We start from the raw sequence: 25,874 nt of genomic DNA on the forward strand, positions 1-25,874 counted from the left end.
TGTGGAGCGCCGAGGCGCCGTGCGTGTCTCAGTCCGGCATGATGCCTGCATCGCGCACCAGCTTCTGCCAGCGCACGATCTCGCGCGCCATCAGCTGCGCGTGCGCCTCGGCGCCGGCCGGTGGCAGCGTCAGGCCCTCGGCCTGCATCGCGCGCTGCATCTCGGTCGAGGCCATCACCCGGCGCAGCGCCGCCTCCAGCCGCTCGACGATCGGCGCCGGCGTGCCGCGCGCCACCATCAGGCCGGACCAGCTCAGCACCTCGAAGCCGGGCAGACCGCTCTCGGCCAGCGTCGGCACCTCGGGCAGCAGTGGGTGGCGCCGCGCGCTGCTGACCGCCAGCGCACGCACGCGGCCGGCACGCAGATCGGCCAGCGCGGTGTCGAGGTTGACGAACAGCAGCGACACCCGCCCGTCGACCAGGTCCTGCAGCAGCCGGCCGCCGCCGCGGTAGGGCAGGCCGGTGATCGGCAGCGGCAGGCAGGCCGGCGGCACCGGACCGCAGCCCGCCGCCTCGCGCCGCAGCAGCTCCATCGCCATGTGCCCCGAGGAGGCGGGCGTGTAGGCGTACTGCAGCTGTCCGGGCCGGCGCCGGGCCTCGGCGACCAGATCGCGCAGGCGCCGCAGCGGCGAGTCCGCACGCACCAGCAGCACGTTGGCACCGACATGCAGCAGCCCCAGCGCGATCAGGTCCTGGCGCGAGTCGTAGGGCGCCGCCGGGGGCAGCGCATGCACCACAGCGTTCTGGCCGATCCCGCCGAGGATCAGGGTGTAGCCGTCGGCCGGCTGGCGCAGCGCCTGCGCGACGCCGACCGCGCCGCCCGCCCCGCCGATGTTCTCGACGTCGATGCCCTGGCCGATCTCCTGAGCCAGCATCCGGGCAGCACGCCGGCCGATGCGGTCGCTGGCCCCGCCGACGGGAAAGGGAACGACCAGGCGCAGCGACCCGCGCTCGGGCCAGGCCGCCTCGCTGCCCTGGGGCTGCGCGCGCACCGGCCCCGTCGCCAGGGGCGACAGCAGCGACAGCGCAAGCAGCTTCAGGCAGGGACGACGGCGCACGCACAGGGCTCCGGCAGGACAGGCTGCCGATGCTAGTGCGAACCGGAGGGGACCGATTCGACCATCCGGGGGACACGCCGCAAGGAGGGCGATCCAGGCCGGAGGCGCGTCAGACCGCTTCGGGCAGGCCGCTGCGCAGCGAGCGGGTGATCGCCAGGCCGATGCGGGTGGCCTCCAGCGCGTCCGACAGCGTGAGCGTCAGCGCCTTGTCTCCACGGCAGGCCGCCACGAAGTCGACCATCTCGTGCGCGAAGGCCTCGCGGAAGCGCTCGAAGAAGTCGGGCAGCACGTCGTGGTGCACGCCGACGGCGCTGCGGCGCTCGATGCGGTCGCGCGCCGCGCCGAAGCCGACCTGCAGCGTGCCCTCGGTGCCGATCACCTCGGTGGTGGTCTCGTGGCCGTGCGGCAGCGTGCGGCTGGCGTAGAAGACGGCGCGGGCGCCGCCCTCGAACTCGACGATGGCCAGGCCGTTGTCGACGTCGCCGCAGTCGGCCAGACCCGGGTGCAGCGCGATGGTGCCGCTGGCGAAGGCCCGCAGCGCCTTCGGCCGGCCCAGCATCCAGCGCGCCAGGTCGATGTCATGGACGCTGCAGTCCATGAAGATGCCGCCCGAGGTCGGCGCGAAGCGCACGAAGAAGCCCTGCGGATCGTTCTGGTCGCAGGTCTGCGAGCGCACCAGGAAGGGACGACCGATGCGGCCCGCCTCGATGTCCTCGGCGGCCCGGCGGTAGCTCGGATCGAAGCGGCGCACGAAGCCGACCATCGCGACCTGCTGCGGGTGCTCGGCGGCGACCGCCAGCACGCGCTCGCAGTCCTCGACGTTCAGGGCCAGCGGCTTCTCGACGAAGACATGCTTGCCGGCGCGCAGGGCGGCGATGGTCTGGTCGGCGTGCAGCGAGGTGGGCGTGACCAGCACGACCGCGTCGATGCCGGGGTCGTTGACGAAGGCCTCGAAGTCGGCATGCAGGTGCTCGGGCGCGATGCCGAACTCGGCGGCGGCCAGCTCCAGCTCGGCGGCGACCGGGCTGCAGGCGGCCACCAGCTCGACATGGCGGGTCGAGAAGGCCAGCGCCTCGGCGTGGCGGCGGCCCAGCCGGCCCAGGCCGGCGATGCCGACGCGCAGCCTGGCTGCGGATGCGGGGGTGCTCATCGGTGTGCGCTCCAGGGGGCGTCCGTGGGGATCAGAGCTTGACCGGCTGGCCGCTCCTGGCGCTCTCGGCGGCGGCGTCGGCCAGGATCTGCGCCTTCACGCCGTCATGCACCGTGGTGCGGAAGGCGGCGCCGGTCTGCAGGCACTCGAAGAAGTGCTCGATCTCCAGGCGGTAGGCGGCGGCATAGCGCTGCAGGAAGAAGGCTTCCGGCTTGTCGGCCTTGATGCCATTCGCGTCCCACTGGCGCACTTCGCTCGGGGCGTGGTTGCCGGCCTGCAGCATGCCGGCGGAGCCCAGCACCTCGAAGCGCTGGTCGTAGCCGTAGGCGGCGCGGCGCGTCGTGTTGATCTGGCACAGGCGGCCCTGCTTCGTGCGGATCGTCACGGCGGTCGAGTCGAAGTCGCCGGCCTCGCCGACGGCCGGGTCGGTCAGCACCGAGCCGGTGGCGCTCAGCCACTCGGCCTCGTCGCCGTCGCCACAGAGAATCCAGCGGAACACGTCGAAGTCGTGGATCAGCATGTCGCGGAAGATGCCGCCCGAGGCCTTGATGTACTCGACCGGCGGCGCGCCCGGGTCGCGGCTGGTGATGACCAGCATCTCGGGGTTGCCGATCTGGCCGGCGTCGATGCGGCTGCGCACCTCGTTGAAGGTCGGATCGAAGCGGCGCTGGAAGCCGATCATGCAGGCCACGCCGGCGGCGCGGACCTTCTCGCCGCACTCGACGGCGCGCGGCACCGACAGGTCGACCGGCTTCTCGCAGAAGATGTGCTTGCCGGCGGCGGCCGCGCGGGTGATCAGGTCCGAGTGGGTCGTGGTCGGCGAGCCGATGACGACCGCGTCGATCGACTTGTCGAGCAGCGCGTCGTCCATCGTGGCGACCTGCGCGCCGAGCTGCTGCGCGAGCTGCGCGGCGCTGTCGCCGAACGGATCGCAGACGTACTTGAGGTTCACGCCCGGCAGACGGGCGAGGTTGCCGGCGTGAATGCGGCCGATGCGGCCGGCGCCGAAGACGGCGACGTTCTTCATGGATGGATCTCCGGGGGCGGAACGGGGTGGGGCAAGGCGGGTCGCCGTGGCGGATGGCTCGGGGCCGCGTGCGTTGCGGGTGACTATAGCGGCGAACCCTCGACAATGAAAATGAATTTTCATTGGTGTTTTCCACTGGAAAAGTGTTTCGTGTTCGTTGCTCTGACCATTTCCGGTCAATGCAGCGGCCCCGCGCGGCGATCGCGGCTTCTAGAGTCCGTTCCGTCACGCCGATCCCCGGCCCGCCCCGGCCGCCCTTCACGACGCAAGGAGACTGTCCATGAGCACCCCGATCCACTTCGCCATCAACCGCATCAGCGCGCCGCGCCTGGGCCTGGCCGAGTTCGCCGCGATGTCGCGCCGCCTGGGCGTGAGCGCCATCGAGATCCGCAACGACCTGCCGGGCGTCGAGCTGCGCGACGGCATGCCCGCCAGCGACGTCGGCGCCATCGCCCGGGCGCACGGCCTGACGATCCGCTCGATCAACGCGCTCTACCCCTTCGACGTCTTCAACGCCGAGCACGCCGCCCAGGCCACCGAGCTGGCCCGCTACGCCCAGGCCTGCGGCGCCGAAGCGCTGGTGATGTGCCCGCTCAACAGCCTGGACGACCGCCGCAGCACCGAGGAGCGCTACGCCGATCTGGTCGCCGCGCTGCGCGGCCTGCGCCCGATCCTGCAGGCGCACGGCCTGGTCGGCCTGGTCGAGCCGCTGGGCTTCGAGGAATGCTCGCTGCGCCACAAGTCGGTGGCGGTGCGCGCCATCGAGGAAGTCGGCCATGACGGCACCTTCCTGCTGGTGCACGACACCTTCCACCACCACCTGGCCGGCGAGGACGCCTTCTATCCCGAGTACACCGGCCTGGTGCATGTCTCCGGCGTCGAGGACGCGGGCCTGGGCGTGAACCAGATGCGCGACGGCCACCGCGTGCTGGTCGGCCAGGACGACCGCCTGGGCAACCTGCCGCAGCTGCGCCGCCTGCTCGACCTGGGCTACACCGGCTTCGTCTCCTTCGAGCCCTTCGCCGAGTCGGTCGCCGCCGCCACCGACATCGAGGCCCAGCTGGCCGCCAGCATGGCGCACCTGCGCGAGGGCGTCGCCGCGCTTGCCGCGCAGGCCTGAGTCGTGGCATGAAGGCGGGATGAGCGTGCCCCTCCCCTTTCCCGCCCCGGTGGCGCCACGGCGCAAGCGCAGCGCGCGCTTCGTCGAGATCGCCGCGGCCGCCGGCGTCAGCGAGACCACCGTCAACCGCGTGCTCAACGAGCGCGGCAGCGTCTCGCCCGAGACGCGCGCGCGCGTCATCGCTGCGGCGCGCCAGCTCGGCGTGCCGCGGGTGCTGCCCGACCCGCGCCACGGCCTGACCCGCTTCGACGTGGTGATGGCGCGCAGCACCACGCCCTACGCGCACCGGCTGGACCTGGCGCTGCAGCGCATCCAGCAGATGCTCGATCCGCGCATCCTCATCCACCGCCACGTCGTCGACGGCGACGACGAGCGCCGGGTGCTGGAGCTGCTGGCCGGCAGCGCGCACCGGCGCGACGGCCTGATCGTGGCGCTGCGCGACAGCCCGGCGGTGCGCGTGGCGCTGCAGCAGCAGCTCGCGCGCGGCGTGCCGGTGGTGGCGCTGATGAGCGGCATCGGCGCCCTCGAGGGCGTGCGCTATGCCGGCATCGACAATGTCGCGGCCGGGCGCACCGCCGGGCATTTCCTGGCCCGCCTGGCGCGGCGCCTGCCCGGGCGGGTGCTGATCCTGACCCACCGGCTGGACTTCCGCGCCCACGCCGAGCGGGTGCGCGGCTGCCAGCAGGCGCTGGCCGAGCGCCAGCCACAGCTGCAGGCGCTGGCGCCGGTGGAGTGCGGCGACGATCCCGCGCTGGCACGCATCGCGCTGGAGGCGGCGCTGCAGGACGCGCGCCGCGATGGCGTGCCGCTGGTCGGGCTTTACCACAGCGGCGCCGGCTCCGACGGGCTGGCGCGGGTGCTGCGCCAGCTCACGCCCCCTGAGCGCCCGGTCTGGATCGGCCACGAGCTCAGCGACGAGCACCGCCCGCTGCTGCGCCTGGGGCTGATGGATCTGGTGATCGACCAGGACCCGGACGGCCAGGTCGCCGCCAGCCTGCACCACCTGCTGCACGCCACCGGCCATGTCGAGCAGCCCGGGCCCGGTGCGCCCAACGAGTTCCGCCTGTTCGGCCCGGAGAACCTGCCCGGCGAGGGCTCCTACCTGGACGCGCCGCTGAAGGCGCCGGTCGAGCGGCTCAGGCGCTGACGCCCGGCGCCGTCGTCGGCCGGTAGGACAGCTCCAGCCGGAAGGCCAGCGCGACGAACAGGCTCTGCGCCAGGCCCATCGTCGCGGTCAGCGAGCGGAAGCCGAAGGTGGCGCTGTCCTGCACCAGCAGCGTCGCGGCGGCCTCGCGCGCCAGCGGGCTCATGCGGCTGTCGGTGATGGCGATCAGCCGCGCGCCGCGCTCGACGGCCCGCTGCGCCACCTGCACCGTCTCCTCGGCGTAGGGCGCATAGGAGATCGCGATCATCACGTCGCCCGGGCGCACCGAGCGCATCTGGCCCTCGTGCATGCTGCCCAGCGCGGTGACCAGGCCGATGCGCTTGTCGGTGTGCTGCAGCGCGTAGTCGAGGTAGACCGCCGCCGGGAAGGAGCGCCGCGAGCCCGCGATCCAGATCGCGTCGGCCTGCACCATCAGGTCGACCGCACGCGAGAAGGCCTCCTCGTCGAGCGACTGCTGCAGCTCCTGCATGCCGGCGATGCTGCCGCGCAGGAACTCGTGCGCGATCTCCGCCTCGCTCAGGCTGCCCGAGCCGGACTCGATGACGTCGCGCAGCCGGCGGCTGTAGTTGCGGCTGGGCGCGATCTGCTCCGACAGGCCCTGGCGGAAGAGCCGCTGCATCTCGGTGAAGCCGCTGAAGCCGAAGTGCTTGGCGAAGCGCACCACCGCCGAGGGCTGCACCCCGCACTGCGCCGCCACATCCTGGATGCCTTCGAGCCCCAGGTGGTCGCGGTGCGCCTCGACATGGCGCGCGATCAGCTTGAGCTGGCGGCTGAGGTTCTCGTACTCGGCGGTGATGCGGTGCAGGAAGGCGGCCACGTCGGTCGGCATCGGGGGCGTGGAGGTCATCGTCGGTGTCGGGGCGGAAGTGGGACGGGGCATGGCCTGGCCATCGTGCGGGATTCTCGCCGAGTCAGGAACAAGGATTTCCCGCGTATCGCCATTATGGAAACGGTTTTCGACATCAGGCCGATCCCGGAGCGAGCATGCCCGCCGCAGCTGACGTCAGGCTGCACGCGCCGGCGCGCTCAGCAGCCCGCGCAGCATGTCCACATGGGCCTGCCGTGCCTGCGCGAGCGCCTGCGGCGCCTGCTCGCCCAGCACCAGCTGGGCCGTCAGCAGGTGCACCGCCGGCGCGATCGCCAGCCAGGGCTCGCGGCCGAGCAGGTGATCCGGACCGGCCAGGCTGGCCAGCAGCTCGCCCAGCAGCTCCAGCCAGGGCCGCACCAGCGCCTGGTGCCACTGCGCCACCCTCTGCGGCACCCGCTCGCGCTCGGCCACCAGCAGGCGCAGCACCGCGACGACCGACGGCCGCATCAGCTGCCGGTGCAGCTCGTCGACCAGCGCCTCGGCGAGCCGGTCGGCCTCGCCCGACTCGCCACGCTGCGCCAGCGCGTGCAGCGGCGCCAGGTCCGGCGGCACGAGCTCGCGCTGCATCAGCGCGTCGAACAGCGCCTCCTTCGCGCCGAAATGCGCGTAGAGGCCGCCCTTGGACAGGCCGCAGCGCGCGGCGATGTCGTCCATGCGCGCGGCAGCGAAGCCGCAGCGGGTGAACTCCGCCAGCGCGGCGTCGAGGATCTGCGGAATGCGCTCGTCCGGGCTGAGCCGCTGCCGGGTGCGCACTTTCTCCAGGGTCGTCAAGTCCGTCTCCATGTCGTGTCTCGGCGAGTCGTGCCGCCTGTCGGGCGCCACTACATACCGACTGGTCAGTCGGTATGTTGCGCTGCATCAAGGCTGTCCACCGCCGGGTGAGCCGATGATGCTCGCATCGCAGGCCCCCGTGACGCTCGACGCATGACCCTGATCCCTTTTCCCCGCCTCGCACCGGCCGCCGGGCTGGCGATGCTGCTGGCCGGCTGCACCTCGCTGGCGCCGCCGCCCGCGACGCCGGATCCGGCCCTGCCGGCGCATTTCGACGCGGCGCCCTCCGAGCCGGCCGGCCCCGCGGTCGGCGACGACTGGCCGGCCTTCTTCACCGATGCCCGGCTGCAGGCGCGCATCCGCCAGGCGCTGGCCTTCAACCGCGACCTGCGCGGCGCGATGCTGCAGGTCGCCGAGGCCCGCGCGGCCTACGGCATCCGCCGCGGCGAGCCACTGCCGGCCGTCGGCCTCGGGGCCGGCGGCATGCGCGAGCGCGTGCCGGCCGACCTGAGCCTGACCCGGCACACCAGCTACGGCACGCAGTACCAGGCCGGCCTGGGCATCGCGAGCTGGGAGCTCGACTTCTGGGGCCGCATGGCCAGCCTCGAGGAGGCGGCGCTGCAGCAGTACTTCGCCAGCGTCGAGGTCCGGCAGGCCGCGACGCTGTCGCTGATCGCGCAGGTGGCGCAGACGCACCTGCTGCTGCAGGAGCTCGACGAGCGCCTGCGGCTGGCGCGGCGCACCGTCGCCAGCCGCGCCGAGAGCCGGCGCATCGTCGCGCGCCGGGTCGAGGTCGGTGCGGCCTCGCGGCTGAGCCTGACCCAGGTCGATACGCTGCTGAACCAGGCCGAGGTGCTCGCCGCCCAGCTCGAGCAGGCGCGCGCGCAGCAGGCGCACGCGATGCGGCTGCTGACCGGCGAGACCGAGCCGGCCGCCAGCGACACGCCCGAGGCGCCGCTGCAGCTCGGATCCGCGCCGCGTGCCGGGCTGCCCTCGGAGCTGCTTCTGCGCCGGCCGGACCTGCTCGCGGCCGAGCACCGCCTGCGCGCGGCGCAGGCCCAGATCGGCGCGGCGCGCGCGGCCTTCTTCCCGAGCATCTCGCTGACGGCGCTGGCCGGCACCGCCAGCACCGACCTGTCGCGTCTGCTCGGCGCCAGCGCCGGCGGCTGGGCCTTCATGCCCTCGCTGACGCTGCCGCTGTTCGACGGCCAGCGCCGGCGCAACAGCCTGACGCTGGCCGAGGCCCGCCGCGACGAGGCGGTCGCCGCCTACGAGAAGGCGGTGCAGAACGCCTTCCGCGAGGTCAGCGACGCGCTGTCGACGCGGCACTGGCTGGGCGAGCAGCTCGCGCTGGCGCGCGACGCGGTGCGCATCCAGCGCGAGCGCACCCGGCTGTCGGAGCGGCGGCTCGACGTCGGCGCGACCACCTCGCTCGAGCTGCTCGACGCGCAGCGCGACCTGCTCGCCGCCGAGCAGCAGGAGGTGCAGCTGCGCCGCGCGCTGGCCTCCAGCGAGGTGGCGCTGTACGCCGCGCTCGGCGGCGGCGTGCCCCGCCAGGACACCGCCGGCCCCGCCGCCCCCCGAGATTCCCGAGGAGAATGACCGTGTCGAACACGAACAGGACGATCGTGCGCGCCGTCGCGGCGCTGCTGGCCGCCGGCGCGCTGGCCGGCGGCGGCTACTGGACCTGGCAGGCGATGCATCGCGACACGCTGCCGCCGGGCCTGATGCGCGGCAACGGCCGCATCGAGGCCGCCGACATCGACGTCGCGACCAAGCTGCCCGGACGGGTGCGCGACCTGCTGGTCGACGAGGGCGACAGCGTCGGCGCCGGCCAGGTGCTGGGGCACATGGACGTGCAGTCGCTGCAGGCGCAGCGCGACGAGGCGCTGGCGCGCCAGCGCCAGGCCGCCAGCGCGATCGACACCGCGCTGGCCCAGGTCACGCTGCGCGAGAGCGACCGGCGCGCGGTGCAGGCGCTGGTCAGCCAGCGCGAGAGCGACGTCGACGCCAGCGCGCGCCGGCTGGCGCGCTCGGAGGCGCTGGCGCGCGACGGCGCCTCGGCCGAGCAGGAGCTCGACGACGACCGCGCCCGGGTGCGCAGCGCGCGCGCCGCGCTGGCCGCGGCACGCGCCCAGGACGAGGCCGCGGTCGCGGCGATCGGCGCCGCGCGCACCCAGGTCGAGGGCGCGCGGGCGACCGCCGCGGCCGCGGCCGCGACGCTGGCGCGCATCGACAGCGAGATCGCCGATGCCTCGCTGGTGGCGCCGCGCGCCGGCCGGGTGCAGTACCGCATCGCCGAGCCGGGCGAGGTGCTCGGCGCCGGCGGCCGGGTGCTCAGCCTGGTCGACCTGTCCGACGTGCACATGACCTTCTTCGTGCCGGAGGCGGTGGCCGGGCGGCTGGCGATCGGCAGCGAGGTGCGCCTGGTGCTCGACGCCGCGCCGCAGTACGTGCTGCCGGCGACCGTCTCCTATGTCGCCAGCACCGCGCAGTTCACGCCGAAGACGGTCGAGACCGCCGACGAGCGCCAGAAGATGATGTTCCGGGTCAAGGCCCGGCTCGACCGCGCGCTGCTCGAGCGCCACCTCGCGCAGGTCAAGACCGGCCTGCCCGGCGTGGCCTGGGTGCGCAGCGACCCCGGCGCGAGCTGGCCGGCGACCCTGGCGGTGAAGGTGCCGCAGTGACTGCGGCCGACCGCACCCGCGGGCCGGCCCCGGTCGTGCGCCTCGAGCAGGTCACGCTGCGCCACGGCGCGGTGCGGGCGCTCGACGCGCTGACGCTGGACCTGCCCGCCGGCCGCATGGTCGGCCTGATCGGGCCGGACGGCGTGGGCAAGTCCAGCCTGCTGTCGCTGGCGGCCGGCGCACGCGCGATGCAGCAGGGCCGGGTCGAGGTGCTCGGCGGCGACATCGGCCGGGCCGGGCACCGCGACGCGGTCTGCCCGCGCATCGCCTACATGCCGCAGGGCCTGGGCCGCAACCTCTACCCGACGCTGTCGGTCGAGGAGAACCTGCAGTTCTTCGGCCGCCTGTTCGGCCATGACCGCGCCGAGCGGCGCCGGCGCATCGACGCGCTGACCGCCAGCACCGGCCTGAAGCCTTTCCTCGACCGCCCGGCCGGCAAGCTCTCCGGCGGCATGAAGCAGAAGCTCGGGCTGTGCTGCGCGCTGATCCACGATCCGGACCTGCTGATCCTCGACGAGCCGACCACCGGCGTCGATCCGCTCTCGCGCAGCCAGTTCTGGGACCTGATCGACCGCATCCGCGCCGAGCGCGGCCGCCAGGGCCAGCCGCTGAGCGTGCTGGTGGCCACCGCCTACATGGACGAGGCCGGCCGCTTCGACTGGCTGGTGGCGATGGACGCCGGCCGGGTGCTGGCCGCCGACACGCCCGCCGGCCTGCTCGGGCGCACCGGCTGCACCAGCCTGGAGGCGGCCTTCATCGCGCTGCTGCCCGAGGAGCGCCGGCGCGGCCACCGCGAGGTGCAGGTCACGCCGCTCCAGGACGACGACGCCGGAGCCGCAATCGCCATCGAGGCCGAGGGCCTGACGATGCGCTTCGGCGACTTCGTCGCGGTCGACCGCATCGACCTGCGCATCCGCCGCGGCGAGATCTTCGGCTTTCTCGGCTCGAACGGCTGCGGCAAGTCCACGACGATGAAGATGCTCACCGGGCTGCTGCCGCCGACGGCCGGCCAGTGCCGGCTGTTCGGCCGCCCGACCGAGGCGGACGACCTGGCGGTGCGCCGGCGCGTGGGCTACATGTCGCAGGCCTTCTCGCTGTACGGCGAGCTGACGGTGCGCCAGAACCTGGTGCTGCACGCGCAGCTCTTCCACCTGCCCGCGGCCGAGGTGCCGGCGCGGGTGGCCGAGATGGCCGCGCGCTTCGGGCTCGACGAGGTGCTCGACCAGCTGCCCGAGCAGCTGCCGCTGGGCATGCGCCAGCGCATGTCGCTGGCGGTGGCGATGGTGCACCGGCCCGAGCTGCTGATCCTCGACGAGCCGACCTCCGGCGTCGATCCGGTCGCGCGCGACCGCTTCTGGGAGCTGCTGATCGAGCTGTCGCGGCGCGACCGGGTGACGATCTTCATCTCGACGCACTTCATGAACGAGGCCGAGCGCTGCGACCGCATCTCGCTGATGCACGCCGGGCGCGTGCTGGTGACCGACGCGCCGCAGGCGCTGGTGCACGCACGCGGCGCCGACACGCTCGAGCAGGCCTTCATCGGCTGCCTGCGCGAGGCCGCCGGCGACGCCGCGGAAACGACCGTGCTCGAGCCCGCGCCGCCCGCCGCGCCGGGACCGTCTGCGCAGGCCGCCCCGCCGCCCGCGCCCCGGCCGTCGCGCTTCAGCCTGGCGCGGGCCTGGAGCTACGCGCTGCGCGAGGCGCTGGAGCTGCAGCGCGATCCAGTGCGCGCCGCGCTTGCGCTGCTGGGCTCGGCGCTGCTGCTGTTCGTGATCGGCTACGGCATCAGCCTGGACGTCGACCACCTGCGCTTCGCGGTGCTCGACCGCGACCAGACGGTGCTGAGCCGCGACTACGCGACCCGGCTGGCGGGCTCGCGCTATTTCGTCGAGCAGCCGGCGATCGCGGACCATGCGGAGATGGACCGGCGCCTGCGCAGCGGCGAGCTCGCCGTCGCGGTCGAGATCCCGCCGGGCTTCGGCCGCGACCTCGAGCGCGGCCGCGCGGTCGAGATCGGCGCCTGGGTCGACGGCGCGATGCCTCTGCGCGCCGAGACCGCCAGCGGCTACCTTCAGGCGATGCACCAGGGCTGGCTGGCCGAGATCGTGCGCGAGCGCACCGGGCAGAGTCCGGCCGCGCCGGCCGTCATCGAGACCCGCTACCGCTACAACCCGGACGTGCGCAGCCTGCCGGCGATGGTGCCGGCGGTGATCCCGCTGCTGCTGATGCTGTTCCCGGCGATGCTGACGGCACTGTCGGTGGTGCGCGAGAAGGAGCTCGGCTCGATCCTGAACCTGTACGTCACCCCGGTGCGGCGCAGCGAGTTCCTGCTGGGCAAGCAGCTGCCCTACGTGCTGCTGGCGATGGTGAACTTCGCGCTGATGGTCGCGCTGGCGGTCACCGCCTTCGGCGTGCCGCTCAAGGGCAGCCTGGCGACGCTGACGCTGGGCGCGCTGGTGTGCGTGCTGGGCTCGACCGGCATCGGCCTGCTGGCCTCGGCGCTGACGCGCAGCCAGGTCGCGGCGGTCTTCGTGACGGTGATCGGCACGCTGATCCCGTGCATCAAGTTCGCCGGCCTGATCGACCCGGTGTCCTCGCTCGACGGCGTGGGCGCGCTGGTCGGGCAGGTCTATCCGGCCTCGCATTTCCTGACGATCAGCCGCGGCGTCTTCGCCAAGGCGCTGGACCTGCCGGCGCTGGCCTCGTCCTTCCAGGCGATGGCGCTGGCGGTGCCGGTCATTCTCGGGCTGGCCCTGTGGTGCCTGCCCAAGCAGGAGCGCTGAGACGCGGCCCGCGCCGCGTCCGGCCCCGTTCACGGAGACAGTCCCGATGGCCTCGCTGTCGAACATCCGCCGCCTCGGCATCAAGGAGCTGTGGAGCCTGGCGCGCGATCCGATGATGATCGTGCTGATCCTCTACACCTTCACCGTGTCGATCTACGTCGCCGCCACCGCGATGCCCGAGACGCTGCACCACGCCGCGATCGCGGTGGTCGACGAGGACAGCTCGGCGCTGTCGGCGCGCATCGTCTCGGCCTTCCGGCCGCCCTGGTTCACGGTGCCGGCGCTGATCGACCCGGCCGAGGCGGACGCGCGCATGGACCGCGGCGAGAGCACCTTCGTGCTCGACCTGCCCCCGGGCCTGCAGCGCGACGTGCTGGCCGGCCGCAGCCCGACGATCCAGCTCTCCATCGACGCGACCCGCATGAGCCAGGCCTTCACCGGCAACGTGCAGATCCAGCGCATCCTCGCCACCGAGATCGCCGGCTTCGTGCGGCGCGACGAGGGCGTGACGCGGCTGCCGGTCGGGCTGGACCTGCGCATGCGCTTCAATCCGAACCTGGAGCAGGCCTGGTTCGGCGCGCTGATGGAGATCATCAACAACGTCACGCTGCTGTCGCTGATCCTGACCGGCGCGGCGCTGATCCGCGAGCGCGAGCACGGCACGATCGAGCACCTGCTGGTCATGCCGGTCAGCCCGGCCGAGATCATGCTCGGCAAGGTCTGGTCGATGGGCCTGGTGGTGCTGCTGGCGGCGCTGGGCTCGCTGGCGGGCGTGGTGCAGATCGCGCTGCAGGTGCCGGTGCAGGGCTCGGTCGCGCTGTTCCTCGCGCTGGTGGCGCTGCACCTGTTCGCCACCACCTCGATGGGCATCTTCCTGGCGACGCTGGCGCGCTCGATGCCGCAGTTCGCGCTGCTGCTGGTGCTGGTGCTGCTGCCGCTGCAGCTGCTCTCGGGCGGAGTGACGCCGCGCGAGAGCATGCCGCAGGCGGTGCAGCAGCTGATGCTGGCCGCGCCGACCACGCACTTCGTCGCCGCCGCACAGGCCGTGCTCTACCGCGGCGCCGGCCTGGAGGTGATCTGGCCGCAGGCGCTGGCCCTGCTGGCGATCGGCAGCGCGCTGTTCGCCTTCTCGCTGTCGCGCTTCCGGCGCACGCTGGGGCAGATGGGCTGAGCCGGCGCGGCGGCCCGAGGGCCGCCCGATGCAGGGTGCGGGGTGCACCGGAAGGACTGAAGCAGCAGCCGCGACCGGAGTGACCAGATCTGGTCCACGCTGGAATGGAAATCCATTTCCATTCTGGCGATGCTGGGCGCCCACGCTTCATCCACCGAAGCACCCCCCAAGGAGACATCATGACCCTGCGTATCGGCATCATCGGCTGCGGCGGCATCGGCCAGGAACACGCCCGTCGTCTGCACTTCAAGCTGGGCGGCGCCCAGGTCGTCGCCATCAACGACATCGACGTCGCCGCGGCGACGCAGTTCTCGGAGATGTCGGGCATCAAGGCCCGCGTGCTCGACAGCGATCAGGCCGTCATCGACGCGCCGGACGTGGACGCGCTGGTCGTGGCCTCCTGGGGCCCGGCGCACGAGGAGCAGGTGCTGGCCTGCATCAAGGCCGGCAAGCCGGTCTTCTGCGAGAAGCCGCTGGCGGTCACCGCCGAGGGCGCGCGCCGCATCGTCGACGCCGAGGTCCAGGCCGGACGCAAGCTGGTGCAGGTCGGCTTCATGCGCCGCTATGACGCCGGCTACCGCGCCCTCAAACAGACGCTGGACGCCGGCACCGTCGGCGACGCGCTGCTGGTGCACGCCGCCCACCGCAACCCGGCCGTACCGGAGATGTACGTCGGCGACATGAGCATCACCGACACCTTCATCCACGAGATCGACGTCTTCCGCTGGCTGCTGAACGACGACTACGTCTCGGTGCAGGTCATCGAGGGCCGCAAGACCCGCAACGCCCACGCCGGCCTGCACGACCCGATCACCGTGCTGCTGGAGACCCGCCAGGGCGTGCGCATCGACACCGAGATCTTCGTCGCCTGCCGCTTCGGCTACGACATCCAGTGCCATGTCGTCGGCGAGACCGGCGTGGCCAGCCTGCCCGAGCCGATGAGCGTGCCGCTGCGCTCGAACGCGCGCCAGGGCACCGGCATCCTGATGGACTGGAAGCTGCGCTTCATCGAGAGCTACGACGTCGAGCTGCAGGACTGGATCGACGCCACCGTGCGTGGCGAGGTCGCCGGCCCGGACGCCTGGGACGGCTATGTCGCCAGCGTCACCGCCGAGGCCTGCATCGAGGCCCGCAGGACGAAGCAGATCCTGCCGATCGCGCTGCCCGAGCGCCCGGCCTTCTACGCGCGCCAGGGCTGAGGGTGTCCACCATGAAGATCGCCCTCGACCCCTACATGATCCGCCACCTGTCGCTGGCCGAGCTGCCCGCGGCGGTGGCCGAGCTCGGCTACGACCAGATCGAGCTGTCGCCGCGCAGCGACTTCCTCGACTGGTGGGTGATGCCGCGCGCGACGAAGCCGCGCATGAGCGAGTTCAAGGCCGCGATGCGCTCGGCGGGCGTGTCCCTGGGCTCGCTGCAGCCGATGTACCGCTGGGCCAGCCCCTTCGAGGACGAGCGCCAGTGGGCGGTGCGCTGCTGGAAGAAGGCCATTGAAGTGGCGGTCGAGATGGACTGCCGGCTGATGGTCAGCGAGTTCGGCCGCGGCGCCTCGCCCGAGCGCACGGTGGCCGAGCGCAACGGCCTGGCCACCAACCTCAACACCAAGGAAGCCTGCGAGGCGGCCTGGTTCCGCTCGATGGACGAGCTGCTGCCCATCCTCGAGCGCGAAGGCGTGACCCTCAGCGTCGAGCCGCACCCCGAGGACTGGATCGAGCAGTACCAGCCGGCCTGCGACATCGTGCGCAACATCGGCTCGAAGGCGCTGAAGCTCAGCTTCATCGCGCCGCACACCTTCTACTACGGCCGCGACATCGGCGCGATGGTGCGCGAGGCCGGCGACCTGCTGGCCCATGTGCGCGTGGCCGACACCTTCGACCACACCAGGAGCAGCCAGCTGCGCTACATCGTCAACCCGCCGGGCTCGAGCCAGGTGCGGGTGCACCAGCACCTCGACATCGGCCAGGGCGAGGTCGACTTCGACGGCCTGTTCAAGGCGATGGCCGACATCGGCTTCGACGGGCTGGTCTCGGCCTGCGTGTTCGCGTGGGAAGAGCGCGCGAAGGCGTCGAGCCAGATGATGCGCCAGGGCATCGACCAGCTCATCCAGCGGCACTTCGGCGCACGCTGAGCCGCTCCGGCAGCCGGCACCAGCCGGCCAGATCGCCGAAGGTGTCGGCCGGTGCGCCGGCAGACACCGCGAAGGCCCCCGCCTGCGCCTGCCACGCCAGCCCGCTGTGCAGCCGCAGCGGCTCGTGCGTGAAGGGATGCACCAGCTCCAGCGCCTGCGCGTGCAGCCACAGGCGCTGCCGGCCCAGGCGCTCGGCCCACCAGCGGTTCAGCGGGCCCTTGCCGTGGGTGGCATCGCCGATGATCGGGTGCGCCAGGTGCTTGAGGTGGCGGCGGATCTGGTGGCGCCGACCGGTCAGCGGCTCGGCCTCGACCAGCGACACCCGCGTCGTGGGAAATCGCCCGTCGCTCGACTCCAGGCGCTCGAAGCTGGCCAGCCGGCGCAGCCGGGTCTGCGCGGGCTGGGCCGGCGCGTCGGGCGGCGCATCGTCCGGGCGCAGCGCGTGGTCGACCCAGGCCTCGGCGGGTGCCCAGCCGCGCACCAGCGCCAGGTAGCGCTTGCGCACCTCGCCGGTGGCCATGAAGGCCTGACCGAGGCGGCGCGCGGCTTCCGGGTGCCGGGCCAGCAGCAGCACGCCGCAGGTGCCCTTGTCGAGGCGGTGCACCGGATGCACATGCGCGCCGCCGAGCTGGTCGCGCAGCGTCTGCACCACGAAGCGGGTCTCGCCGGCGTCCAGCCCGGTGCGGTGCACCAGCCAGCCCGCCGGCTTGTGGATGGCGATCAGGTGCTCGTCCTGCCAGAGCACCGGCAGAGACACCGGCATCGGCGGCGCATCGGTCGTCGGGTCGTCGTCGTTCATGCGCCGATCATCGCGCACCCGAGCGGTACCCGATCGGCGCCCGCCACGCACCAGGGCGGTGCCCGTGACGCCCTTTGAGGCATGGCACCAGGATTGCGCTCTTGATTTGTGAAATCAATCACGAAGCCAGGCCGACATGCACGAAGGAAAGCCGCTGGCATGGCCGTTGCTGCACAGGGATCGAGCGCGCGACCCGCAGCTCGACGCTTCGCCGGCCACGCGGCCGGTCCGATTCCCGCCGCAACGACCTGTCCATGGCCGCCCTACCCTCCGACGCCGCCTCCGCTCCACCCGACCGCGGCGCCACCGCCCCCGATGCCGCGGCCACCGCGATCGCCGACCGCAATGTCGCGCAGCTCACCCGCGGCATCTGGCTGCGCTCGATCACCGGCCTGGTGCTGATCGCGATCCTGGCGACCGCGACCTTCCTGATCCTGCACGACGTGCTGAGCATCAACCGCAGCGCGGCGACCATCGTCAACATCAGCGGCCGCCAGCGCATGCTGTCGCAGCGCGCGGCGCTGTTCGCCACCCGGCTGGTGGCCAGCCGCGACGAGGCCGAGCGGCGCACGCTGCGCACCGAGCTCGACCGGGTGGCCGGCCTGCTGCTGAGCTCGCACGAGGGCCTGACCCGCGGCAGCGCCGCGCTGGGCCTGCCGGCGACGATGTCGGCGACGATGAACACGCTCTATTTCGGCGAGCCGCAGCACCTGGACCGCCAGGTGCGCGACTATGTCGAGCAGCTGCGCGCGCTGATGCGCCGCATCGACCAGGAGCCCGGCGCGGTGCCGCCCGAGCTGCGCGCGATCACCGCCGCGGCCTCCGGCCCGCTGCTGGCCACGCTGAACCAGGCGGTGCAGCAGTACGAGAAGGAGAGCGAGGCCGAGGTGGCCCGCGCCATTCTCTATGAGCGCATCGTCTACGGCGTGACGCTGCTGGCCCTGCTGCTGGAGGCCGCGCTGATCTACCGCCCGCTGGTCGACCGGGTGCGCCGCGCCACCGAGCGGCTGGTGCGCCAGCAGCAGTTCAGCGACCGGGTGGTCGACACCTCGCAGGCGCTGATCATCGGCCTGGACAGCGCCGGGCGCATCGCGCTGTTCAACCAGCACAGCCAGAAGGTCACCGGCCATGCCGAGGCCGAGGTGCAGGGCCGCGACTTCCTGTCGACCTTCCTGCCGCCGGACATGGCGGCCGATCCGGCGATGGAGAAGCTCTTCCTGGGCGGGGCCGGCCGGGGCCGCACCGAGACGCCGCTGCGCACCCGCGACGGCCGCACGCTGACGGTCGAGTGGTCGAACGCCGAGCTGCGCGACCCGGCCAGCGGCCGCACGCTGCTGCACCTGGCCACCGGCGTCGACATCACCCAGCGCAAGCAGGCCGAGCAGGAGCTGCAGCAGGCGCTCGAGCGCACCGAGGCGCTGGGCAGCCGGCTGCGCCAGGAGGTCGCGCATGCGGCGGTGCTGCAGCGCGCGATGCTGCCGCCGCCGGAGATCGAGCTGCCCGGCCTGCAGGGCCTGGCGCGGCTGACCACCTCGACCGAGGTCGGCGGCGACTACTACGACCACTACGCGGTCGACGGCCGCCATGCGATCTTCCTGATCGGCGACGTCAGCGGCCACGGCGTGGCCTCGGGCACGCTGGTCAGCGCCGCGAAGATGGCGGTGCACCAGCTCGCCAGCCAGGGCGAGACCGACCCGGCGGCGATGCTCGAGCACCTGAACGAGGCGCTGCTGGCCTCCAGCCACGACAGCATGTTCATGACCCTGCTGTGCTGCAGCCTCGACGCCCGCACCGGGCGGCTGCGCATCGCCAACGCCGGCCACGCCTTCCCCTACTACTGGCTCGACGCCGAGCAGGGCTGGGGCATGATCGAGGTCGAGGGCCTGCCGCTGGGCCGGGTGCGCGAGCCGGCCTATGCCTCGATCGCCTTCGACATCCAGCCCGGCGACCGCCTCTTCCTCTACACCGACGGCCTGGTCGAGCAGGAGGACGGCCAGCGCCGCGCCTTCGGCCACGAGGGGCTGGAGAACCTGCTCTACGACCATGCCGCCGCGGCCGCCGACACGCTGCTCGACCGGGTGTTCGGCGCGCTGGCCGCGCATGCCGGCCGCGAGGGCTTCGACGACGATGTCACCGCGATGTGCGTGACCCACATGGCCCGGGTCGAGGGCGCGCCCGCCCTGCCCGGACGGCTGGCCGCGGCGCGCGATCTGCTGCAGGTCGAGGCGGCGGCGGTGGTCGAGGCCGGCGGCCTGCCGGCGCCGGTGGCGCGCCAGCGCGTCGTCGCCACCCATGCCTCGGGTGCGCTGCTGCCGATGCTGCCGGCGCTGTGCGAGGCCGGCATCCGCCGCGTGCTGCCCGACGACCAGCCCTTCCTGCGCGAGCTGGGCTGGCAGGCGCTGCTCGACCAGCACCATCTCGACGGCGTCGACGACCTGGCGCGCTGGATCGCCGCGCCCGTCGACGAGGCGGTCTGGACCTTCGAGCACAGCAGCGACAAGGCCCGCGCGATGGCCGGCCTGGCCGACTGGCTCGACACCCAGCCGGACCTGCCCGAGGGCCTGCGCGACATCGTCGTGCTGATGAGCGACGAGCTGATCGAGAACGGCCTGTACGGTGCGCCGGTCGATGCCACCGGCGGCAAGCTGCACCACAAGGGCGAGGTACGCGAGGTGCAGCCTCAGGAGGGCCTGCGGCTGCAGCTGCGCCGCGACGGCGGCCGCCTGGGCCTGTCGATGAGCGACCGCTGGGGCACCTTCACGCCGTCGATCTTCCTGCGCCGGCTGGCCCTGAACGCCGGCCAGCAGGGGCTGGAGGCCGGCGTCGGCGGGGCCGGCCTCTACCTGATGTGGCGCATGAGCGACTACATGCAGGTCCGGGTGCAGCCGCAGCGCCTCACCCAGATCACGCTGCTGTGGTCGCTGCAGCAGCCGCCCGACCCCGAGCGCGACGCCGGCTTCCAGTTCCTGTACCACCACGAGCTCGGCGAGCTGCCGGGCTCCAGCACCGCATGACCGATTCCCCGACGACGCTGCACATCGACGCGACCCGCGACGAGGCCACCCGCACCACGCTGCTGCGCCTGAGCGGCGAGATCGACGTGAGCGCGGCGGCCGCCTTCGAGCCGCTGCACCGCCAGCCGCCCGCCAGCCGCCATGTGGTGCTGGACTTCGCCGCGGTGGCGCGCATCAACTCGATGGGTCTGGCGCAGCTGCTGCGACTGCTCGAGCACTGGCGCGGCCAGGGCCTGCTGCTGGAGGCGCGCAGCCTGAACCGCACGCTGAGCATGCTGTTCAAGATGACCGGGCTGATGCGCTACTTCGCCGGGCCGGACGGCGCGGCGGCGGTGGTGGCCGCGGCCAGCGCACCGGCCGCGGGCGCGATGCCGCCGGGCGTGCGTCCGGTCGCCGCCCGACCGGCCGGACCGCCGCAGATGCGCCGCATCGTGCGCCCGGGCGCGGCCGCGCCGACGCCCGAGACCACGCCCGCGGCTCCCCCCGCACCTTCCGCGGGCACGCCCGCGCCGGCCATCGCCGCGGCGCCGCCGCCGGGCGATCGGCTCGACTTCGTCGTCAGCCAGCAGAACAGCCAGCAGCTCACCGGCTGGTACTACCTCAACACGCTGCTGCAGCGCACGCTCGGGCGCACGGTGTCGCTGTCGGTCGAGGACTTCGAGGACGGCGCCGCGGCCGGCCGCACGCGTGCCCACGCACCGGCGCTGGTCTTCGCCCGGCCCTTCGACGCCTGCGCGCTGATGCAGCAGCACGGCTACCTGCCGGTGGCGCGGCCGCAGGACGACTGCGACGAGGTCAGCCTGATCGTGCGCCATGACGACGCCCGCGCCGCGCTGGCCGACTTCGCCGGCGCGCAGGTGGCGACGGCGCTGGAGCGCAGCTTCGTCTTCGTGCTCGGACGCTTCTTCTGCGACGAGTGCGGGCTGGACTCCGCCGGCCTGCCGCGCCGTTTCGCCGGCAGCGAGATCGCCGCGCTGAAGATGCTGCTGTCGGGTCAGGCCGAGCTGCTGTTCATGTCGAGCCGCGGCCACGAGCGGCTGTCGGCGCTGGCGCGCGCCGGCACCCGGGTGCTCGAGCGCAGCGAGACGCGGGTGGCCTCGCACCTGCTGCTGCTGCACCCGTCCTGCCAGGCGCTGGTGCAGCCGCTGCGCGAGGCCCTGACCGGCCTGCCCCAGCACGACAAGGGCCGCCAGGCGCTGCAGGACCTCGGCATGAACGGCTGGGACGTGCCGGCGCCCGAGGAGGTGGAGATGCTGCTGATGCTGTACCGGCGCTACGCGGGCTGAAGGGCGGCAAGCGCGTCGGCCAGCCGACGCAGGCCCTCGTCGATCTGCGCGGCCTCCAGACTGGCGTAGCCGAGCACCAGCCCGGCCGGGCGCTCGCTCGGCCGGCCGCCCTCCTGCGGCGTGGCATGCAGCGGCGAGACCGGATGCACGATCAGCCGCCGGGCCCGGGCGGCGGCGATCAGGGTCGGCTCGCACGCCGCCGGCAGGCCGGGCAGCCACAGCACCACATGCAGGCCGGCCGCATCGCCCGCCACCCGGGCGCGTGTACCCAGATGGCGTGCGACTGCTTCCAGCAGCGCGGCACGGCGACGCTCGTGGCGGCGGCGCTGGCGGCGCACATGACGCTCGTAGGCGCCGCTGTCGATCAGCCGGGCCAGCACCCGCTGCTCGAGCCGTGGTGCATGCCGGTCGCACAGCCGCTTGGCCTGCACGAACACCGCCACCAGCGCCGGCGGCAGCACCATGTAGCCCAGCCGAAGCTGCGGCGACAGCGTCTTCGAGAAGGTGCCCACATGGATCACCCGGCCCTCGGTGTCCATCGCCTGCAGCGCGTCGATCGGGCGCTGGCCGTAGCGGAACTCGCCGTCATAGTCGTCCTCGATGATCCAGGCCTGCTGCTGGGCGGCCCAGTGCAGCAGCGCCTGGCGCCGGGCCAGCGGCAGCACGCCGCCCAGCGGGAACTGGTGCGAGGGCGTCACATAGGCCAGCCGGACGGGCGCAGCTCCCTCGGGCAGCCGATCGGTCATCAGCCCGTGGGCATCGACCGGTACCGGCAGCGCGTGTGCGCCGGTGAGCTCGAAGCAGCGTCGCGCCATCAGATACGCCGGATCCTCGATGACGAAACGGTCGCCGCCGTCGAGCAGAACACGCGCGCACAGGTCGATCGCCTGCTGCGATCCGTGCACGATCAGGATGCGCTCGGCATCGCAGTCCAGCCCGCGGGCGCGGCGCAGATGGCCTTGCAGCGCCTGGCGCAGGGCCGGGTCGCCCTGCGGCGGGTCGTAGTAGAGCCGCTGCTGCGGCTGGCGCAGCTCGGCCTGGCAGGCCTGGAGCCAGAGCCGGGCGGGATGATCGGCCGCCGCGATCGCACCGTAGAGAAAGTCGATGCATTCGGACTGCGCCACGGTGGGCAGTGCCGGCATCGGCATCGCGGCCAGGCGGTGGCCGAGCGCGGACAGCCGGGGGGCGGCGCGGTCCGCCGGGCGAGGTTCGGCACGGGTCTGCCCGGCCTGGCCGACCTGCAGTCCCGCCGTCACCCGCGCAGCCCGCCCGGGCGAGGTGTCGATGCAGCCTTCGGCGGCGAGCTGCTCGTAGACCGTGGTCACCGTGGTGCGCGACACGCCCAGCTCCGCCGCCAGCGCACGGGTGGAGGGCAGCCGGGCTCCGGGCGGCAGGCTGCCATCGGCGATCTGCGCGCGCAGCATCGCCTCGATGCGGCGTGCGAGGGAAGAATTCATGGCCACGGCTCAACTGGTCTGGAAGAAAGTCTGGAAACTGGCTCTTGTGATTGTGCCGGTCGATGCGCGACAGTGGGGCCATGTACCTCCCGCCCCACTTCGCCGAGACGCGGCCCGAAACCCTGCACCACCTCATGCGCACGCACCCGCTGGGCATGCTGGTCACGCCCGGACCGGACGGTCTGGAGGCCGACCACCTGCCCTTCGAGCTCGATGCGCACCCGGATCGGCCGCTGCGGCTGCTGGCGCATGTCGCACGCGCCAATCCGCTGTGGCAGCGCTGCCCGGACGGCACGCCGGTGCTGGTGGTCTTTCGCGGCGCCGAAAGCTACATCTCGCCCGGCAGCTACCCGAGCAAGGCCGAGACCCACCGCCAGGTGCCGACCTGGAACTACGAGGTGGTCCATGCGCGCGGTGTGCTGACGGTGCATGACGACGAGCGCTTCGTGCGCGGCCTGCTGGCGCGGCTGACGCGCCGGCACGAGGCCGCCGAGCCGGTGCCCTGGAAGATGGGCGAAGCCCCCCCCGACTTTCTCGCGGCCATGCTGAGCGCGGTGGTCGGCATCGAGATCATCGTGACCGCGCTCGAAGGCAAGCGAAAGCTCGGCCAGAACCGCGAGCCGCGCGACCGCCTCGGCGCGGCCGACTGGCTCGAGCGCCGTGGCCAGACCGAGCTGGCCGCCGCCATGCGCAACCCCGACAGCCCGACAGCATGACCATGCCGCTCTACACCGCGACGTTCACCTTCGCCCCCGGCGACTACGACGACACCTTCCATTCACTCGACCAGGCCATCGCCGATGCCGCTCGGGCCCTGCCTGGCTACCTTGGCGAGGAAACCTGGGAGAACCCCGCGACCGGCCAGCTCTCCAACGTCTACTACTGGGACAGTCTGGAGTCGCTGCAGACCCTGATGCGGCATCCGCAGCATCTGGCGGCCAAGCGCGACCAGGCCCGCTGGCTGAAGGGCTATCACGTCGTCGTCGCCCAGGTGCTGCACAGCCAGGGCGACGGACGCCTCGCGCATCCCCTGGGCTCTCGCCCGGTGGGGCAGAACTGATCCGATCTGATCCTATCCACGACGCTTCCTGCTCATGTCTCTTGTTCCCTTTCTGCTGGCCGCCGTGCTGCTGGCCATCACGCCCGGACCCGGTCTCGCCTATGTCATTGCCCGTACCGCCTCGGGCGGGCGGGCCGAGGGTCTGGCTTCATCGCTGGGCACGGCGCTGGGCGGGCTGGTCCATGTGGCGGCCGCTGCACTGGGCCTGTCGCTGCTGATCGCGCAGTCGGCCCTGGCCTTCGGTCTCCTGAAATGGATCGGCGCGGCCTATCTGATCTGGCTGGGTGTGCAGATGCTTCGCCGCGATGCGACCGCCTCGGACCCGCTTCAGCCCTTGCCCCGTCAAGGCGCACGGCGTGCGCTGCTCGACGGCATCGCGGTCGAGACGCTCAACGTCAAGACGGCGCTGTTCTTTCTGGCTTTCCTGCCGCAATTCACCACGCCGGCCGAGCCGCTGGCGCCTCAGCTGGTGCTGCTGGGCTGCGTGTGCGTGCTGCTCAACACCAGCATGGATGTCTTCGCCGTCCTGATGACGCACAGGCTGCTGCGCTCCGGACCGGCACGAATCGCGCGCGAGACATGGATGCGCCGGATCTCGGGTACGACGATGCTGGGCCTGGGTGTCTTTCTGGCATTGGCTCGCCGCGAAGCCTGAGCTCAGGGATCAGGTGCCTGCAGGAAACCGGTGCCCGAGGCACCGGAGTCGTGCCCGGCTCGACACGAATGCACCAGATGAGGGCCATTGGCGCCCGATGGCATGTCCGGATCGAATCCGCAAGGCTGGCACACGCATTGCACTGAATACGAAAGTGCATACAGTTTCTGTCAGCCCCAACGAAGGAATCCGTTCCATGTCCGCTTCCCGCCGTGGCCTTGTCGCCGCCGTCCTGCTCGCCGGTCTCGGCCTCTCCAGCCTGGCGCAGGCCGATGCGCTGGCCGACATCGGCAGCCGCAAGCAGATCGCCATCGCCATCCCGACCGACTTTCCGCCCTACGGCTTCGTCGGCACCGACCTGAAGCCGCAGGGGCTGGACATCGACATGGCGCAGCTGATCGCGACCAGGCTGGGCGTCAAGGTCGAGCTGATGCCGGTGACCAGCGCCAACCGCATTCCCTATCTGCAGACCCGCAAGGTCGACCTGGTGATCTCGACGCTGGGCAAGAACCCGGAGCGCGAGAAGGTGATCGACTTCACCGCGGCCTACTCGCCCTTCTTCCAGGCGGTCTTCGCCGCCAAGGGCGTGACGATCCGCAGCGCGGCCGACCTGGCCGGCAAGACGGTGGGCGTGACCCGTGGCGCCATCGAGGACATCGAGCTCAGCCGCATCGCGCCAGCCGACAGCGAGATCCGCCGCTTCGAGGACAACAACGCCACCGTCTCGGCCTTCGTCTCGGGCCAGGTCGTGGCGATCGCCACCGGCGCCTCGGTGGCGGGCAACCTGATGGCACGCAACCCGCAGCTCGGCACCGAGTTCAAGTTCGTGCTGAAGGATTCGCCGAACTTCATCGGCGTGGCCAAGGGCGAGGACGCGCTGCGCGGCCGCGTCAACGAGATCATCGCCGAGGCCCGCAGCTCGGGCGAGCTGGACCGGCTGGCCAAGCGCTGGCTGGGACGCCCGGCCGGCAACCTGCCGCAGTGACGGCGAGCACGATGATCTCGCTTGATTTCGCCGCGGTGCTGGAGCAGTGGCCGCTGCTGGTGCGAGGCGCGGCGCTGACGGTGGCGCTGACCGCGCTCTCGGCCGCGCTGGGCACCGCCGTGGGCGTGGCCTGCGCCTGGATGCGCGTCTGGGGGCCGGCGGCCTGGCGCTGGCCGGTCGTCGCCTATGTGGAGCTGGTGCGCAACACGCCCTTCATCGTCCAGCTCTTCTTCGTGTTCTTCGGGCTGCCGGCGGCCGGCGTGAAGCTCTCGCCAGAGACGGCAGCGCTGATCGCGATGACGGTCAACCTGGGCGCCTATGCCGCGGAGATCGTGCGCGCCGGCCTGGAGGCGACGCCGCGCGGCCAGATCGAGGCCGCGCGCAGCCTGGCACTCGACGAGCGCCAGGTCTTCCTGCGGGTGGTGCTGCCGCCGGCGCTCGGCCGGGTCTGGCCGGCGCTGGTCGGGCAGATCATCATCGTGATGCTGGGCTCGTCGGTCTGCGGCCAGATCGCCGCGGCCGAGCTGAGCTACCAGGCCAACCTGATCCAGAGCCGCAACTTCCGCGCCTTCGAGGCCTTCCTGATCGGCGCGGCGATCTACCTCGGGCTGTCGCTGCTGCTGCGCCGGCTGCTCGACGAGATCGGTCCGCGCTGGATCTTCGGCCGCCGTCCGGCCGCAGGGAGGTGAGC

General features: G+C 72.6%; 22 protein-coding genes. 15 read left to right on the plus strand and 7 right to left on the minus strand.

Going from position 1 to position 25,874, the window contains the following annotated elements; all coding sequences use genetic code 11:
• Positions 1 to 28: 28 nt before the first annotated feature.
• The 3 genes from HNQ01_RS03240 to iolG form a co-directional block, all read right to left on the minus strand.
• The gene (locus tag HNQ01_RS03240) at positions 29 to 1,057 is read right to left on the minus strand and encodes a Bug family tripartite tricarboxylate transporter substrate binding protein (RefSeq protein ID WP_173803889.1); all 1,029 of its coding nucleotides are present in this window, start codon (positions 1,055 to 1,057) and stop codon (positions 29 to 31) included.
• A 109-nt stretch (positions 1,058 to 1,166) separates the two neighbouring features.
• Positions 1,167 to 2,207, minus strand: coding sequence for a Gfo/Idh/MocA family oxidoreductase (locus HNQ01_RS03245; protein ID WP_173803890.1), 1,041 nt, complete (start codon positions 2,205 to 2,207; stop codon positions 1,167 to 1,169).
• 31 nt (positions 2,208 to 2,238) lie between these two features.
• A complete protein-coding gene (gene iolG / locus HNQ01_RS03250; RefSeq protein WP_173803891.1) occupies positions 2,239 to 3,234 on the minus strand; it encodes an inositol 2-dehydrogenase in 996 nt (331 codons plus the stop codon).
• A gap of 280 nt (positions 3,235 to 3,514) precedes the next feature.
• On the opposite strand from iolG, the gene HNQ01_RS03255 reads away from it, so the two are divergent.
• Both HNQ01_RS03255 and HNQ01_RS03260 read left to right on the plus strand, forming a co-directional pair.
• Entirely contained in the window at positions 3,515 to 4,354 is an 840-nt protein-coding gene (locus HNQ01_RS03255; RefSeq protein WP_173803892.1) for a TIM barrel protein, read from the plus strand.
• A gap of 19 nt (positions 4,355 to 4,373) precedes the next feature.
• Entirely contained in the window at positions 4,374 to 5,501 is a 1,128-nt protein-coding gene (locus HNQ01_RS03260) for a LacI family DNA-binding transcriptional regulator (RefSeq protein ID WP_173803893.1), read from the plus strand.
• On the opposite strand, the gene HNQ01_RS03265 is transcribed toward HNQ01_RS03260, so the two are convergent.
• Positions 5,491 to 6,366 carry a MurR/RpiR family transcriptional regulator gene (locus HNQ01_RS03265; protein WP_173803894.1) on the minus strand — a complete coding sequence of 292 codons (876 nt, stop codon included), beginning with the start codon at positions 6,364 to 6,366 and terminating at the stop codon, positions 5,491 to 5,493. The genes HNQ01_RS03260 and HNQ01_RS03265 overlap by 11 nt on opposite strands.
• Positions 6,367 to 6,522: 156 nt before the next feature.
• Positions 6,523 to 7,170, minus strand: a complete 648-nt coding sequence (locus tag HNQ01_RS03270; RefSeq protein ID WP_173803895.1) for a TetR/AcrR family transcriptional regulator — start codon at positions 7,168 to 7,170, stop codon at positions 6,523 to 6,525.
• A 141-nt stretch (positions 7,171 to 7,311) separates the two neighbouring features.
• On the opposite strand from HNQ01_RS03270, the gene HNQ01_RS03275 reads away from it, so the two are divergent.
• From HNQ01_RS03275 to HNQ01_RS03300, 6 genes are all read left to right on the plus strand, one after another.
• Positions 7,312 to 8,760 carry an efflux transporter outer membrane subunit gene (locus tag HNQ01_RS03275; RefSeq protein ID WP_173803896.1) on the plus strand — a complete coding sequence of 483 codons (1,449 nt, stop codon included), beginning with the start codon at positions 7,312 to 7,314 and terminating at the stop codon, positions 8,758 to 8,760.
• Entirely contained in the window at positions 8,757 to 9,845 is a 1,089-nt protein-coding gene (locus HNQ01_RS03280) for an HlyD family secretion protein (RefSeq protein WP_173803897.1), read from the plus strand. Before HNQ01_RS03275 ends, HNQ01_RS03280 begins: the two co-directional genes overlap by 4 nt.
• On the plus strand, positions 9,842 to 12,628 hold the full coding sequence (gene rbbA, locus HNQ01_RS03285) for a ribosome-associated ATPase/putative transporter RbbA (protein ID WP_353621627.1): 2,787 nt from the start codon (positions 9,842 to 9,844) through the stop codon (positions 12,626 to 12,628). Before HNQ01_RS03280 ends, rbbA begins: the two co-directional genes overlap by 4 nt.
• Positions 12,629 to 12,674: 46 nt before the next feature.
• Positions 12,675 to 13,799: an ABC transporter permease gene (locus tag HNQ01_RS03290; RefSeq protein WP_173803898.1), complete on the plus strand. Its 1,125-nt coding sequence runs from the start codon at positions 12,675 to 12,677 to the stop codon at positions 13,797 to 13,799.
• A gap of 179 nt (positions 13,800 to 13,978) precedes the next feature.
• Positions 13,979 to 14,998 (plus strand): Gfo/Idh/MocA family oxidoreductase, encoded by a 1,020-nt coding sequence (locus HNQ01_RS03295; RefSeq protein WP_173803899.1) that lies wholly within the window; start codon positions 13,979 to 13,981, stop codon positions 14,996 to 14,998.
• A gap of 11 nt (positions 14,999 to 15,009) precedes the next feature.
• Positions 15,010 to 15,927 carry a sugar phosphate isomerase/epimerase family protein gene (locus HNQ01_RS03300; protein WP_173803900.1) on the plus strand — a complete coding sequence of 306 codons (918 nt, stop codon included), beginning with the start codon at positions 15,010 to 15,012 and terminating at the stop codon, positions 15,925 to 15,927.
• Here the strand turns inward: HNQ01_RS03300 and HNQ01_RS03305 are convergent.
• Positions 15,899 to 16,726, minus strand: coding sequence for a pseudouridine synthase (locus tag HNQ01_RS03305; protein WP_286180433.1), 828 nt, complete (start codon positions 16,724 to 16,726; stop codon positions 15,899 to 15,901). The two genes, HNQ01_RS03300 and HNQ01_RS03305, sit on opposite strands and share 29 nt — an antisense overlap.
• Positions 16,727 to 16,980: 254 nt before the next feature.
• Between HNQ01_RS03305 and HNQ01_RS03310 the strand changes: the two genes are divergently transcribed.
• Together HNQ01_RS03310 and HNQ01_RS03315 are read left to right on the plus strand one after the other, a co-directional pair.
• Positions 16,981 to 19,740, plus strand: coding sequence for a SpoIIE family protein phosphatase (locus HNQ01_RS03310; protein ID WP_173803901.1), 2,760 nt, complete (start codon positions 16,981 to 16,983; stop codon positions 19,738 to 19,740).
• Positions 19,737 to 21,026, plus strand: a complete 1,290-nt coding sequence (locus HNQ01_RS03315; protein WP_173803902.1) for a PhnD/SsuA/transferrin family substrate-binding protein — start codon at positions 19,737 to 19,739, stop codon at positions 21,024 to 21,026. The genes HNQ01_RS03310 and HNQ01_RS03315 overlap by 4 nt, the downstream gene beginning before the upstream one ends.
• On the opposite strand, the gene pdxR is transcribed toward HNQ01_RS03315, so the two are convergent.
• A complete protein-coding gene (gene pdxR / locus HNQ01_RS03320) occupies positions 21,014 to 22,483 on the minus strand; it encodes a MocR-like pyridoxine biosynthesis transcription factor PdxR (RefSeq protein WP_173803903.1) in 1,470 nt (489 codons plus the stop codon). The two genes, HNQ01_RS03315 and pdxR, sit on opposite strands and share 13 nt — an antisense overlap.
• An 80-nt stretch (positions 22,484 to 22,563) precedes the next feature.
• Here pdxR and HNQ01_RS03325 point away from each other — a divergent pair, with 80 nt between their 5' ends.
• The 5 genes from HNQ01_RS03325 (at position 22,564) to HNQ01_RS03345 (ending at position 25,872) form a co-directional block, all read left to right on the plus strand.
• Positions 22,564 to 23,199, plus strand: coding sequence for an FMN-binding negative transcriptional regulator (locus tag HNQ01_RS03325; RefSeq protein WP_173803904.1), 636 nt, complete (start codon positions 22,564 to 22,566; stop codon positions 23,197 to 23,199).
• Positions 23,200 to 23,201: 2 nt separating this feature from the next.
• A complete protein-coding gene (locus HNQ01_RS03330; RefSeq protein WP_217427382.1) occupies positions 23,202 to 23,543 on the plus strand; it encodes an antibiotic biosynthesis monooxygenase family protein in 342 nt (113 codons plus the stop codon).
• 34 nt (positions 23,544 to 23,577) lie between these two features.
• A complete protein-coding gene (locus HNQ01_RS03335; RefSeq protein ID WP_173803906.1) occupies positions 23,578 to 24,198 on the plus strand; it encodes a LysE family translocator in 621 nt (206 codons plus the stop codon).
• Positions 24,199 to 24,394: 196 nt separating this feature from the next.
• Entirely contained in the window at positions 24,395 to 25,183 is a 789-nt protein-coding gene (locus tag HNQ01_RS03340; protein ID WP_173803907.1) for a transporter substrate-binding domain-containing protein, read from the plus strand.
• Between the two features lie 11 nt (positions 25,184 to 25,194).
• Positions 25,195 to 25,872: an amino acid ABC transporter permease gene (locus HNQ01_RS03345; protein ID WP_173803908.1), complete on the plus strand. Its 678-nt coding sequence runs from the start codon at positions 25,195 to 25,197 to the stop codon at positions 25,870 to 25,872.
• Positions 25,873 to 25,874 lie beyond the last annotated feature (2 nt).

The organism is Sphaerotilus uruguayifluvii (assembly GCF_013294065.1).
Taxonomy (GTDB): Bacteria; Pseudomonadota; Gammaproteobacteria; order Burkholderiales; family Burkholderiaceae_C; genus Sphaerotilus; species Sphaerotilus uruguayifluvii.